The sequence below is a fragment of the Alteromonas sp. P256 genome (genome assembly GCF_036864455.1).
GTDB lineage: Bacteria > Pseudomonadota > Gammaproteobacteria > Enterobacterales > Alteromonadaceae > Alteromonas.
Map to the genome: position 1 here is coordinate 439,378 of NZ_JAZETM010000003.1, position 13,813 is coordinate 453,190.

The 13,813-nt window shown below is 44.0% G+C and carries 9 protein-coding genes; 6 read left to right on the forward strand and 3 right to left on the reverse strand.

Going from position 1 to position 13,813, the window contains the following annotated elements:
* The first annotated feature begins 408 nt into the window (after positions 1–408).
* A complete protein-coding gene (locus V7R39_RS07605; RefSeq protein WP_334029784.1) occupies positions 409–3,834 on the forward strand; it encodes a S8 family serine peptidase in 3,426 nt (1,141 codons plus the stop codon).
* A gap of 126 nt (positions 3,835–3,960) precedes the next feature.
* On the opposite strand, the gene rmuC is transcribed toward V7R39_RS07605, so the two are convergent.
* Both rmuC and V7R39_RS07615 read right to left on the reverse strand, forming a co-directional pair.
* Positions 3,961–5,352, reverse strand: coding sequence for a DNA recombination protein RmuC (rmuC, locus tag V7R39_RS07610; protein WP_334029785.1), 1,392 nt, complete (start codon positions 5,350–5,352; stop codon positions 3,961–3,963).
* A gap of 124 nt (positions 5,353–5,476) precedes the next feature.
* On the reverse strand, positions 5,477–7,006 hold the full coding sequence (locus tag V7R39_RS07615) for a fumarate hydratase (RefSeq protein WP_334029787.1): 1,530 nt from the start codon (positions 7,004–7,006) through the stop codon (positions 5,477–5,479).
* A gap of 209 nt (positions 7,007–7,215) precedes the next feature.
* Here V7R39_RS07615 and pabB point away from each other — a divergent pair, with 209 nt between their 5' ends.
* From pabB to V7R39_RS07630, 3 genes are all read left to right on the forward strand, one after another.
* Positions 7,216–8,664, forward strand: a complete 1,449-nt coding sequence (pabB, locus tag V7R39_RS07620; protein WP_334029789.1) for an aminodeoxychorismate synthase component I — start codon at positions 7,216–7,218, stop codon at positions 8,662–8,664.
* Complete coding sequence (locus V7R39_RS07625) at positions 8,661–9,233, forward strand: CoA pyrophosphatase (RefSeq protein ID WP_334029790.1); 573 nt, start codon at positions 8,661–8,663, stop codon at positions 9,231–9,233. Before pabB ends, V7R39_RS07625 begins: the two co-directional genes overlap by 4 nt.
* A 196-nt stretch (positions 9,234–9,429) precedes the next feature.
* The gene (locus tag V7R39_RS07630; RefSeq protein ID WP_334029792.1) at positions 9,430–10,815 is read left to right on the forward strand and encodes an L-serine ammonia-lyase; all 1,386 of its coding nucleotides are present in this window, start codon (positions 9,430–9,432) and stop codon (positions 10,813–10,815) included.
* A gap of 100 nt (positions 10,816–10,915) precedes the next feature.
* On the opposite strand, the gene cysB is transcribed toward V7R39_RS07630, so the two are convergent.
* Positions 10,916–11,890, reverse strand: coding sequence for an HTH-type transcriptional regulator CysB (cysB, locus tag V7R39_RS07635; RefSeq protein ID WP_334029794.1), 975 nt, complete (start codon positions 11,888–11,890; stop codon positions 10,916–10,918).
* 209 nt (positions 11,891–12,099) lie between these two features.
* On the opposite strand from cysB, the gene V7R39_RS07640 reads away from it, so the two are divergent.
* Positions 12,100–12,801 (forward strand): sensor histidine kinase, encoded by a 702-nt coding sequence (locus V7R39_RS07640; RefSeq protein ID WP_334029795.1) that lies wholly within the window; start codon positions 12,100–12,102, stop codon positions 12,799–12,801.
* Positions 12,802–12,991: 190 nt separating this feature from the next.
* The gene (locus V7R39_RS07645) at positions 12,992–13,750 is read left to right on the forward strand and encodes a hypothetical protein (RefSeq protein WP_334029796.1); all 759 of its coding nucleotides are present in this window, start codon (positions 12,992–12,994) and stop codon (positions 13,748–13,750) included.
* Positions 13,751–13,813: the final 63 nt, after the last annotated feature.

The window sequence follows — 13,813 nt, forward strand, 5'->3', positions numbered from 1 at the left end:
GAAGAGCATGAACTACTAAACCTGCTCAAGATAGGATATATATCCTACAAAGGTAAATTCGTTGTAAAAATTGTGACATTAATGAGAAATATAATTCTATTTAATGAACAGCTCGGTGTCGGAAAAGAAACATTTGTCGAAGCCTAAATGTGTAATTTAGTTACGAGATTTGCGTATCTCACAGCGAAAACTTCGCAAAATCTTTTTGTTTTATTCCAAAATCATGCCCGCTGTAAATGTAACAAAATATGTAATGTATTTAATTTTGAAACACTCATGACATTCATGTGACAAGTGTGCTAATAATTGTAATGGTTCGGTGATAAAGGCAGTGACGAACTGTCAGCTAAAAAACAATAAAAGCACAATCATCGAGGCATCGGGGAATAAAACCACAAGAGATTAATTATGAAAAAAACAACTTTAAGCGCTGCAGTGTTGATGGCTTTGTCTGCCACAACTGCTGCGGCTAATGACAGATTAGACCTAGACGCGCTAGCTAAAAGGTTCGAAAAAAATGTAACCGTTGACCAGTCAGCAGTTTCAAAGACGGGCACAACTTGGTTAGTTAAAGCAAAGAGCACAACTGCGACTTCAGTAGCGGATGTTGCTCTGGCAAATAAAAGTGGCTTGTTAAGTGTATCAAACCCATCTGATGCGGTTTACGACGCTAACGCTGGACTTGATTTACTACAGTCACAAATTGAGTCGTTAGGTTTAGATGTATCATTTAAGTTAAGAACGACCAAATTAGTTGCAGGTTTGGTAATTGACGGTACATCACAAGACATCGCAAAAATCAAAACGCTCAGTGGCGTAGAAAGCGTACTACCTGTTGTGAATTCAGAGCTTCACATTGCCGAGAGTGCTGAATACATCAACGCAACAAGCTTGGTAACTGGTAATGTTGCAAGCGGTCAAGGTGTTCGTGTTGCCATTCTCGATTCGGGTCTAGATTATACGCATGCCGCTGTAGGTGGGCCAGGCACAATAGAAGCGTTTGAAGCAGCGTCTGCCGATTTGGCTGATACGCCAGCATGGCCTATCGGAAACGTCATTGGCGGTTTCGACTTCTTTAACGGCGACCCTGACCCAATGGATAACAACAACCACGGGACTCATGTAACTCACTCCGTCCTCGGTGTTGCCCCTGACGCGCAAATTTATGCTTACACAGTGTGCGATCAAAGCTGTCCAGGCGCCGATCAACTTGCTGCCCTTGAGGCGTCAATGGACCCGAATGGCGATGGCGATATTTCAGACCGTGTGGACGTTATCAATATGTCTCTTGGCGGTGATTATGGAACAAATCGTGGTGGTGCGGTTGCAGAGCTTATTGATAAGGCGGTTGAGTTAGGTGTTGTAGTTGCTATTTCTGCAGGCAATGACGGCCCTACTCCCTTTATTGTCGGTGGTCCTAGTACAACAACTAACGCACTTTCTGTTGGCGCGATGACCCACCCCACTGCTGAAACACCAAATGTAACAGCATCATTTGGCGAAACGGCTATTGTTGCTTTAGCTGCAGCGTTTAACCCGGAGCCAGAGTTTTCAATCGACAGCACTACGCCTATCGTTTATGCAGAACCAGAAACAAATGCAACGGGATGTGCTGAGTATTCGGCAGATTTGACAGGCCAAGTGGTACTGATTGACCGCGGCGGCTGTTCCTTTACGACAAAAGTAATTAATGCTGAAGCTGCGGGAGCAGCGTTTGTTATTGTGGCTAACAATGTTGAAGGCGACGGCGCGTTCACAATGGGCGGGACGCCAGCTGAGCCAATCGGTATTAACTCAGTGATGATCTCGAAAGAAGATGGTGACACTCTTAAAGAAGCGATTACGGCAGGCACTGCAACGTTTGCGTTCGATTCTGTATTGGTGGCCAAGCCAGGAGCGATTGCAACCTTTACCTCTCGCGGTCCATCTGTAGATGGCTTGTTAAAGCCTGAAATTACTGCACCAGGTACAGCGATTGATACAGCAGCTGTTGGTACGGGTGACGGTACGGCTCCGATAAGCGGTACATCATTCTCAAGCCCAATTACGGCCGGTGCCATGGCAATGTTAGCGGAAGTATTCCCTAACCGTAATGCGTTTGAGCTTAAAGCGACATTAATGAACAACGCTAACCTTGACGTTACGTTAGAGCCTCGCTCAACGAATCCAGAAGCTGAACTTGCTCCAATTAGTTATATTGGTGCCGGTCTTGTGGACGTAGAAAAAGCATCGATGTCTGCTACCGCAGCCTGGGACTCTTCAACTAATCAAGCTGCTCTTGCGTTTGGCCTCCTTGGTCTAAACGAAACAGCGTCAATTACCAAAACAGTCACGGTTAAAAACTTCTCTGGCGAATCAAAAACCTATACATTGTCAGATGAGGCCCGTTTTGCTGATGATGCAGAAACTGGTGCGCTTACAATGGAATACCCAAGTACAGTTACTGTACCTGCGGGCCAAACAGTAACGTTTGATGTTGTCGCAACTATCGATCCAGCTAAACTACCTGAGTGGACGTTAGATAGTGCAGTGGTCGGTGGTCCAGATGGAACAGCAGACCTTACTTCGGTCGAATTCGACGGTGCACTTATGTTTACTGACGAGTCTGAAGAAACAATGCACCTTGTTTACCACGTACTGCCAAAAGCATACGGCTCGGTAGAATTAGGCACAGAGTTAACAGATGACGGCGTTTTACGTACGGTAACAAACACAGGCTCTGTCGATTTTGATCCAGCGCTTGTCGCTACGATGATTGACAGCGGTGTAGATGCTGATAAGCAGTTTGACATTGTTAGTACGTCTCTTGAGTACGCGTCCGTGTCTCCTGAAATGTGTGAAGCTGAAGCGGTTGTGCTTACTAATATTACTATGCGCGATCCGATTACATCGCTTCATTCTTCCGGCTTCTTCATGGATGTTGATATTGATAGCGATGGCGTTTTTGACTTTACAGCACAGACGCTAAACGAGTCGGCATTCGGTAGAGACTCTACTGCAGTTGTCACTTTTACACGCCCATTTAACGCGCTATCAGGTCAATTGCTTGGTACTCTTCACGAGCCAGGTTCAAATGTTCTTACTATGCTGAGTTGTGCAGATGCACTAGGGTTGACAATTGCGGACCTTGGTAATGCGGATGCAACTGTTGCGTTCCGTGCTGAAAACAGTGCGTTCGACTTTTTCCCATCGGCAGCGTATGACGAAGACTTGGTAGTTGCTAATTACTCATTCCCACTTCTAGGCACACCGTCAGTAGTTGACGCTAGCGGTGAAGCGGTAGAAACGTTAAAACCAGGTGAGACAGCGTTCCTTAGTGGTGTAGGGGCTGGTGGCTTTACTTTCCTAGGTGCTGACGGTGCTGTTGCAACAACTATTCCTGTAGACGGTGGAAATGCGCCAACGATTGAAGCACAGTCTTTCGACGTTGATGAAAACACTGAAACTGGTACGGTAGTTGGCACTATCGAGGCAACCGACGTTGACGGCATAACAAGCCCAGTGTCAGAGTTCTTCGTTCAGTCTTCTAGCTCAATTGCACTCTCTGTTTCACGTGATGGTACTATTACGGTTGCAGACGGTTCATTACTAGATTTTGATGCCGGATTTGAAAGTGTAACAATGGAAGTTGTAGCCATCGATACATCTGGAAACATTTCTGAGCCAGCGGAAGTGACAGTAACGGTTAACAACCTTGCTGACGAAGTGAGTGAGCAGCCTGCTCCACCACCGCCAGCGCCAGAACCTCGCTCAACAGGCGGTGGTTCTACAGGTTGGTTAAGTGTGTTACTTCTACCAGCAATTTACCTACGTAGACGCTTTAAAAAGTCTTAAGTAGCTGAAATTACAAAGCCCCTTATCTAAGGGGCTTTTTTATTGGTTTAAACTCTGCAAACACAAGAGTAAGTAGACGTTTTTGTTTGAGTAAATGTTTAAATTTATGCTCTTATCAGCGCAAGCTTAATCCTGTTTATCGTCGCTAGATAAACCATGCTGGTTCACATCTAATCGCTTACTAGGTTGCACTCCCAACTCTCTAAAGTTTTCTATTTGGCGAACAATGTTTCCTCTACCACGGGTTAACTTGTTCATAGCCTGCTCAAAACTACCTTGGGCATTTTCTAACGACTTGCCTACTTTTTCCATATCGTTAATAAAGCCTACAAATTTGTCATAAAGCTTTCCGGCCTGCTCTGCTATTTTTTGCGCGTTTTGATTTTGATATTCGTACTGCCAAATATTGTTAATTGTACGCAGGGCAACAAGTAAATTAGTGGGACTGACCAACATGATATTGTGATTTAGCGCCAGTGTGACTAGCTCTGGTTCTTCTTCTACCGCCAATAAAAATGCGGGCTCAATAGGGATAAATAGCAGCACATAGTCAAGGGTTCTTAATCCTTTCAGATTTTGATAGTCTTTTGCCCCTAACCCCTTAATGTGTCCTTTGATAGAAGTTACATGCTGGCTTAAATACAGCGCTTTTTGCGATTCATCCTCACAGTTGTAAAAACGCTCATAGGCCGCAAGACTGACTTTTGAATCTATAATGACATCTTTATCGTTAGGTAAATGGACAACAACATCCGGTTGCAAACGCCTGCCGCTATCAGATTTAGCAGATACTTGGGTCTCAAATTCATGCCCTTCTCTAAGGCCCGACTCTTTTAGTATGCGCTCTAGAACCACTTCGCCCCAATTACCTTGTTTCTTATTATCTCCTTTGAGCGCGCTGGTCAGCGCAGATGCTTCTTCTGTTATTTTTTGATTAAGCTCTTTAAGGCTTAGTATCTCTGTTTTAAGAGACGCTCGCTCTTGTCCTTCTCTTATATGCTGCTCTGATATTTGACGCTTGAAGCCTTCAAGTTCGTTCTTAAACGGCGCGAGCACTGCCTCAATATTTTGTTTGGTTTGCGTTGTATAACGCTGCTGCTTCTCCTCAAAAATTCTATTGGCTAGATTTTCAAACTGGGTTTGAAGTCGTTGTTCAGAGGCAGCCATGTTCGCCAATTTTTCTTCGTGGTTTTCATGAAGCGCATCTATTCGAGCCTGCTGAGCCTCGTTTTGCGCTTTCACTCTAGCTAGCGCAATACGCTCTTCATGTAGCGACTGCACAAGGGATTGATTCGTATTTTCGAGCTGCTCTACTCGTTCAGATTTTGCGCTAACCACTGCAAAATGTTGTCGTAGAGACGTAAGTTCACTGGATAGCTCGTCATAACTGCTTTCTTTGCTCCGTAATTGAGCGTTTAAATGAAAAGAGCGAGCAACAAAGCCGACAAGAAGAAGTAAGGTGATGACAGCAATGATGAATAATACAAGGGAGTGTGAGGATAAGTATTGGATAAACATAGTGCGCTTTTGTACTGTTATTTTGTACAGCACTATAAACAAAAACAGGCGCCATTGGCACCTGTTTTTTTCTAGTGACTACCCAACGCTCATCATGCGTGTTCGGCATCGTCTAAAATAACGTTTATTTACTCAGTGACGAATCTAAATCTTCGATTTTTGCCTTCCATATAGCAGGTCCAGTTTTGTGGGCATTAGCACCAGTGCTATCAACCGCTACCGTTACTGGCATATCTTCAACGTCAAACTCATAAATAGCTTCCATGCCAAGCTCTTCAAAGGCTACAACCCGAGACTTCTTGATGGCTTTAGACACTAAGTAAGCGGCACCGCCCACAGCCATTAAATATACGGCCTTGTGTTTAGCAATTGAGTCTACCGTGGCAGGACCGCGTTCGGCTTTACCAATCATGCCGATAAGGCCTGTTTTTTCAAGCATCATATCGGTAAATTTATCCATACGTGTTGCGGTTGTTGGGCCTGCTGGGCCAACCACTTCATCGCCAACCGCATCAACTGGTCCAACGTAGTAGATGAATCGATTAGTCAGGTCAACGCCTTCTGGTAACCCTTCACCATTATCCATCATAGTTTGAATGCGCTTATGCGCAGCATCTCGACCGGTTAACATTTTTCCAGAAAGTAATACGGTCTCGCCTACTTTCCAGTCTTGAATGTCTTCTTTAGTGACATCGTTTAAATTAACCCGGCGAGTATTTTCACCGACTTCCCAGGTTACTTCTGGCCAATCCTCCAAACGCGGTGGTGTGAAATCTGCAGGACCCGAACCATCGAGGTAGAAATGTGCATGGCGTGTGGCCGCGCAATTAGGGATCATCGCTACCGGTTTAGATGCAGCGTGAGTAGGCAGTGATTTAATCTTAACATCAACAACGGTAGTCAGACCGCCAAGTCCCTGAGCGCCAATACCTAGCTTATTCACCCGTTCAAAAATCTCGAGACGCAATTTTTCATCGGTATTTTGTGGGCCGCGTTCAATCAGTTCCTGAATGTCCACAGGGTCCATCAAACTCTCTTTAGCTAATACTGCTGCTTTTTCAGCAGTACCGCCGATACCTATGCCAAGCATACCTGGCGGACACCAACCTGCACCCATAGTTGGCAATGTTTTTACCACCCAATCAGCAATGTCATCACTAGGGTTAAGCATAACCATTTTTGATTTATTTTCAGAACCACCGCCTTTAGCTGCGATCATCACTTCAATTTTATTACCCGGCACCATGTCGATATGGACAACTGCTGGTGTGTTGTCTTTTGTATTTTGTCTTGCCCCTGCTGGGTCTGACACAATAGAGGCTCTAAGGGGGTTATCTGGGTTGAGATAGGCACGACGCGTTCCTTCATCTACCATTTGCTGCACTGTCATTTCGGTCTTATCCCACGACACGCCCATTCCTACTTTCACAAAACAGGTGACTATTCCAGTGTCTTGGCACAAGGGACGTTTGCCCTCTGCCGACATACGAGAATTAATAAGAATCTGAGCCATGGCGTCTTTGGCCGCTTGGCTTTGCTCTTTGTTATAGGCTTCCTCGACTGCTTTTACATAGTCTAGTGGATGGTAGTAAGAAATGAACTGCAGGGAATCTTCAATACTATCAATGAAGTCTTGTTGACGGATAACGGTCATGACATCCTCTTTTTATTTGGCTTTCGTGGTCTTAGCTAGCTAAAAAAGCGTATACTAGCGCATCTATTATCATCGCACCATGCAAAAGCGTGTGCCGTGGGATTTTAATCATTCTTGGAAGCGTAGTTTACGCATTCATTACAACGAATATACCCATTTGAGTGCAGCGAATATGCCTAGTATATAAGAATAAAGCGCAAACAATATTTATGTCTTTTATTGCAGATATCACCAACGTTTCCGTTACCGCTTTCACACAGCAACAAATTTCACAATTTTTGAGTGTCGATAACACGGCTGCCTCGACCACATTTTTAAACCTGTTTAGTCAGGTGGCTAACTGTGAATGGTCTATTTTGCTTGACACTGCGGGCTCAAAGCACAGTGATGGCCGTTTTAACATCATGGCGTGGAACCCGCCTTTGATGATTAGAGCCGCAAAAGGACAAACCGAATTTATTGATACCATCAGTAATACCTCACGTACAGTCATTGAAGGGCCTTTCGAAGCAACTGAGAAATATCTTCACAAACAGGTTGCACATCTTGCCGATACGGTTGACAGCCAATTTGCTCATTTGCCTTTTCTCATAGGAATTGCTGGAATGGCAGGCTATGATACAGGCAGGTTTTACGAAACCCTACCCGCTAAAGCTTTAGATGACTACAATACGCCTGATTTTGCTGCAGGCCTCTACTTACAGTCGATTATTGAAGATACGGAAACAGGGGTTTTCTATTATTGCTCAGCAGATGGCAGTACTCAGCCTGACTTTTCTCAGCCTGATAAGTTTAAAAATAACAACGATTTTTCAATAACCACGCCTTTTGCGTCGAACCTCACTAAAGAGGAATATTGTCAGCGACTTTCAACAATCCACGAGTACCTTACTGCAGGTGACTGTTATCAAGTGAACATGGCTCAGCGTTTCACAGCCCAATATCGTGGCGATTTTTGGACAGCATACTGTCGATTAAGCGATACCAACCAAGCACCATTTTCAGCGTATTTTCATTTACCCGAAGGAACCATAGCGAGCATATCGCCTGAACGCTTTCTGAGTGTAAAGAATGGCATTGTAGAATCCAAGCCTATTAAGGGCACCCGTCCCCGCTTTGCGGATAGACAGCGCGATGAAGAAAGTGCAAACTCGTTACTTAGTGCAGAAAAAGATCGCTCTGAAAATTTGATGATTGTAGATTTGCTTCGCAATGACATTTCAAAACACTGTACCCCCGGAACGGTGAATGTTCCTGCCCTGTTTGCACTTGAAAGCTATGAAGCGGTGCACCACTTAGTAAGTACTGTCACAGGAAAGTTAGCGAGCGAATCAACACCACTAGACCTTTTGGCATCAGCATTTCCTGGGGGCTCAATAACTGGCGCGCCCAAGATAAGGGCGATGGAAATTATCGATGAGTTAGAACCGCATAGGCGCAATATTTATTGTGGTAGCATATTTTACATGGGGTATCGTGAGGATATGGACTCAAGTATCTGTATACGCACAGTACTAGCAGAAAATAATAAACTGCACTGCTGGGCGGGCGGTGGTATTGTTTTGGACTCACAGGCGACGGACGAATACCAGGAAACATTAGATAAAGTATCGAAAATAATTCCTGTGTTAGGTGCTTTTAACGAGGGCAATGAATGACAAAAACCGAGTTTTTGAATCAGTTTCATCATTTGCGACTGCCGCGTTTAGAGCCTGATTTTCCGCTTACTAAAACGGGTCGGCCCGCAGCGGTTCTTATTCCCTTGATAGACTACGGCACGTCGCTTAACGTACTTCTCACAGAACGAGCACATCATTTACGCCATCATCCAGGGCAAATTAGCTTTCCCGGCGGTGCAGTTGAAGAGTCTGATAACACACTTTATGATGCCGCAATGCGAGAGGCCGATGAAGAAATTGGATTGCCGCCAAGCCATGTCGATATTGTTGGTGTACTTCCACGTTATCGCACCGTCAGTGGTTATGAAATTGCACCCGTAGTCGGGTTTGTTAATCCAAGCTTTGAACTCACTCTTGACCCTAATGAAGTTGAAAGCGCTTTTGAAGTACCGCTAGCGCACGTTTTAAACCGAAAAAATCACTTAATTCATAAGACCCATCTTAATAAACGGTCATTTCCTATTTATTTCATTCCATGGCAAGAGCGAATGATTTGGGGAGCTACCGCAGCTATCCTACGAAATCTTTCACACCATATTCATCCGTAAGCAACTGAAAAATAGTTACATTTGAGTTTTCATTCACAAAGGCTCCGGCACCTTGAGCGCGGGCTAGCCGTAGTGCCTATCAATTTATCTTTACAGTCTATTAGCAAAACTAATCACATTATTAGCATTTCTGTATTGTAGTTAATGTTTGCTGAATGCATGATCGTCGTCATTCCTAAATAACATTTAGAAGTTTATGATAAGTGTATTTGACATGTTCAGCGTTGGTATTGGCCCTTCGAGCTCACATACTGTTGGCCCAATGAAAGCAGGTGCGGAATTTGCTGCTTTTTTAGCGAAGTCCCAGACGAAATCTGAGTCGCTTTTATCAAGCGTAGATACAATAAAGGTTGAGCTTTTTGGTTCATTGGGCCAAACCGGTATAGGTCATGGAACGGGTAAAGCCGTTATCCTCGGTCTTTTAGGACACACCCCTGAATTTGTAGACGTGGACAAAATTGACGCCATGCTTGAGCATGTGCGCTTATCAGAAACACTGTGTTTAAACGGTGAAAAAGAAATAGCGTTCCCTAACAAGAACGCCATTGTTTTTCACCGCAGAAAGACGTTGCCTAAACACGCAAATGCATTAACGTTTTTCGCCATGAACGGCGCGACGGTTATCGCTCAGCAAACCTATTACAGCATTGGCGGTGGCTTCATTATTAAAGATGAAGATTTTGATGAAACGAAAGCTCACGCCGCATCGCTACAGGCTGAAGTGCCCCTTCCCTTTAAGAGCGCAGAAGAGCTGTTACTACTGTGTAAAAACAATGGTTTGAGCATCAGTTCGTTAATGCTCAACAATGAGTCAACATTCAGGCCTAAACATGAAGTAAAGCAAGCGCTGTATGACATTTGGCTGGTCATGAAAGCGTGTATTCAGCGTGGGATAGAAAGCGAAGGCATTTTACCTGGTGGGTTGAAGGTGGTGCGTCGTGCTCCAGGGCTCTATCGTCGTCTACAAACCGAACACACCACCGACCCTATGCAAACCATGGACTGGGTAAATCTGTTTGCATTGGCCGTTAACGAAGAAAATGCTGCGGGAGGTCGTGTAGTAACAGCACCGACCAATGGTGCGGCAGGTATCATTCCGGCAGTTTTACAATACGTTGATAAATTTATTCGACCTGTAGATGAAGAAGTAGCCAGTCGGTTTCTACTCACCGCTGGCGCAATAGGCATACTTTATAAAGAGAACGCATCCATCTCTGGCGCTGAAGTGGGCTGTCAGGGTGAAGTGGGTGTGGCGTGTTCAATGGCAGCCGGCGCACTTGCAGAAATTATGGGCGGAACCGCCTCATCGGTAGAAAACGCAGCGGAAATCGGGATGGAGCACAACTTAGGACTTACCTGCGACCCCGTTGGCGGTTTAGTTCAAGTTCCCTGTATTGAGCGTAATGCGATGGGCGCGATAAAAGCGATAAACGCCTCAAGACTCGCTCTTCGCGGTACCGGCGAGCACAAAGTATCTTTAGACAAGGTAATTAAAACCATGCGCGATACTGGAAACGATATGAAAACAAAGTACAAAGAAACCGCACGCGGTGGCTTAGCGGTCAACATTATTGAGTGTTAGCGCTGCATAAATTTGTGATATCGACAAAAGGGGCCAGTGTGCCCCTTTCTTACGGCTATGCCTAAACTCGCTGACAGGCATCGCTTTATTGTTGAGCTTTTTATTTAACGGGCAGTGTAACGCCCTTGAACATCTTCTCAACTTCATCATTATTTTTAAGCATCATGGCTTTTTCGACTTTATCTTTAGTTAGATGGGGAGCAAAGCGCTCAATAAAGTCGTACATGTAACTGCGTAGGAATGAGCCTTTTCTAAAGCCGATTTTCGTGGTGCTGTAGTCGAATAAATGACTGGCATCAATTTTCACTAGGTCAGAATCTAACTCTTCATTAACCGCCATGGAAGCAATCACGCCAATACCAACACCAAGGCGCACATAGGTTTTAATGACATCGGCATCGGTGGCGGTAAACACAATTTTAGGGGTAAGGCCTGCCCGTTCAAACGCGTGGTCTAGTTCAGAACGCCCAGTAAAGCCGAAAACGTAAGTGACAAGCGGATATTTCGCAATATCGCTAATATCGATCGAGCCTTTTTTCGATAGCGGATGGTCTTTGTTTACAATGACACTTCTATTCCAGTGATAGCAAGGCAGCATAACAAGGTCGTTGTACAGATGAAGTGCTTCAGTTGCTATTGCAAAATCCGCCTCTCCTTTTGCTGCTAAATCACTTATTTGCGAAGGCGTACCTTGGTGCATATGCAATGACACCTTTGGGTATTTTGTCATGAAGCCTTGAATAACATCGGGCAATGCATAGCGCGCTTGAGTATGGGTGGTGGCTATGTTGAGTTTACCCTGGTCGGGCAACGTGTGCTCTCTAGCAACCGCTTTTATACTTTCCACTTTGGCTAGTATTTCCCGAGCAATATTAATAACATCGCCGCCGGCATCCGTTATGTGAGTAAGATGCTTTCCACTGCGACCAAAAATTTGAACGCCAAGCTCATCTTCCAACATACGAACCTGCTTGCTTATGCCGGGCTGAGAGGTGTACAAACTCTCTGCAGTTGCAGATACGTTGAGGTTATTGTTGACGACTTCTACTATGTATCGAAGTTGCTGTAGTTTCATTGGTTATACCGCTTCATTGCTCTTTATATACACTATACTCCTATACTTATAACCAAAACTACAATTTTTTAAAGGTTGATATTACTAAATAGCCATAATACAGTTCAAATAGTGATTAAAATGAATAAAATTCAGAAACATGGGTTCATTTTGCTTAGTTTTATTCTACATTATGCATAGGTTGTCGCCGCCTTACTGACTGAGAAACAATGACATCGAACAAACAAATATCCTCGAAAATTGACTTTTCCTCAGTGTTAGCTGCCGCAGTGCACGACATGAAAAATTCCTTGTTTCTACTCATTCAATCAATAGAAGGGCTAAGGGACGCGTTGCCCAAAGACAATAGCGGAGCTAGAGAGCAAGTCGCCAATGTGCATTACGAAGCTTCTCGTCTAAACACGAATTTGGTTCAAATACTGTCACTGTATCGGTCGGAATTAGAAAGTATTCCCATCAGTGCTGATGAGTGCTTTATTGCGGATTTGATTGACGATGTTGTAGGGTCAAATGCGTTTTACATAGAACAAAAAAACATCGAACTTAGTGTGAATGTTAATGAGGATATAAGTTGGTATTTAGACAGCGAGCTTATTTATCTTTTAATCAACGATGTCATTGTCAATGCACTGCGCTACGGCACATCTCGTATTGCCATACAGGCGCGCATTGACGATGATTATTTGTCGATAAAAATTGAAGACGACGGGAATGGCTACCCAGAAGAAATGCTCTCTAAAAGTCATTCAACCTTGAGCAACTTTGAACTGAGTCAGGGCCGCACTGGATTGGGTTTATTTTTTGCTAAATTGATAGCAGACGCTCACTCACACAATGATAAAGCAGGTATCATTTCACTATCTAACGGCGGATGTTTCGGCGGAAGTGTATTTGAAGTAAAAATACCGTAGTATTAGTTATAAACGTATTGAACAATTTAAAAAACACGAAGCAATAATTGGCAACTGAGCCCCTATTTTTTAAAGAACTGTGTGTTTAAGATAGTGTTTCTTAAACAATGTATTTAAAGAACAATGTATTTAAAAAACAGTATATTTAAAAATAATGTTTCACAAATAATGAACTGATGGAACCACACGCATGTACGTGATAATAATTATTCTAATTGTTGTATTGCTCATTGCCGCGATATTCATAAACGCCATTCAGCAGCACAGACAAAAACTGGAAGCTGAGCGAAGAGCCGAATTAGCAAAGCAAAAAACCATTGTTGATGAGACGGAGAACGTGCTTACTGCTTGTACCAACATGACTGTTTCATCTCGAATTATCGGTATTTTGCATAATCGCATGGCAAATGCTCTTGAGGCGATTGATAGTATTGCACCGACCCGTGATGTAAAGCAACGCATTGAGAGTAGCAAGCAAGCTGCAGACGCGTCACTTCAAACCGATGGCAGTGATAATGTCGATTTTGTACTGCCAGACAACGACAAAACTATCATTCAATATATTCAAGCGGTTAAAAAGCTTCGTGTTTTATTGCGCTCGGAACACAGCAAGGGCCAAGTGGGTTCAAAGCTTTTTTCTGAAGAAGATAAGCAGTTAGAAAGACTGCAAGTTAAGGTGAATGTGGAAACACTGATCAAGCGAGGGCGAGCCGCTCAGTCTTCAAATATGCTAGGCTCAGCCCGTCAATACTTCGAAAAAGCAAAAATCGCATTAGAAAATCAAATTAATCATGATGAATATGTGTCATCAAAACTCGCAACGCTGAACGCATGGCTAAATGAAATTCAGTCTGACCTTAAAAGCGTTAACGAAAAAGATCGCGCGAGAAAGCAAGAAGAAGAACGAGACGAGCTCGACGAACTCTTCGCTCCCAAGAAAAAGTGGTAACACTTTTCCTGCATTTGCTACTGCTGCGTACCCTACTCAATCACGAGCTTTTAACTAATCTTC

Excerpts from the sequence above, each read along its gene's own strand:
- V7R39_RS07605 (WP_334029784.1), top strand. The coding sequence starts at position 409 with ATGAAAAAAACAACTTTAAGCGCTGCAGTGTTGATGGCTTTGTCTGCC.
- rmuC (WP_334029785.1), bottom strand. The coding sequence starts at position 5,352 with ATGTTTATCCAATACTTATCCTCACACTCCCTTGTATTATTCATCATT.
- V7R39_RS07615 (WP_334029787.1), bottom strand. The coding sequence starts at position 7,006 with ATGACCGTTATCCGTCAACAAGACTTCATTGATAGTATTGAAGATTCC.
- pabB (WP_334029789.1), top strand. The coding sequence starts at position 7,216 with ATGTCTTTTATTGCAGATATCACCAACGTTTCCGTTACCGCTTTCACA.
- V7R39_RS07625 (WP_334029790.1), top strand. The coding sequence starts at position 8,661 with ATGACAAAAACCGAGTTTTTGAATCAGTTTCATCATTTGCGACTGCCG.
- V7R39_RS07630 (WP_334029792.1), top strand. The coding sequence starts at position 9,430 with ATGATAAGTGTATTTGACATGTTCAGCGTTGGTATTGGCCCTTCGAGC.
- cysB (WP_334029794.1), bottom strand. The coding sequence starts at position 11,890 with ATGAAACTACAGCAACTTCGATACATAGTAGAAGTCGTCAACAATAAC.
- V7R39_RS07640 (WP_334029795.1), top strand. The coding sequence starts at position 12,100 with ATGACATCGAACAAACAAATATCCTCGAAAATTGACTTTTCCTCAGTG.
- V7R39_RS07645 (WP_334029796.1), top strand. The coding sequence starts at position 12,992 with ATGTACGTGATAATAATTATTCTAATTGTTGTATTGCTCATTGCCGCG.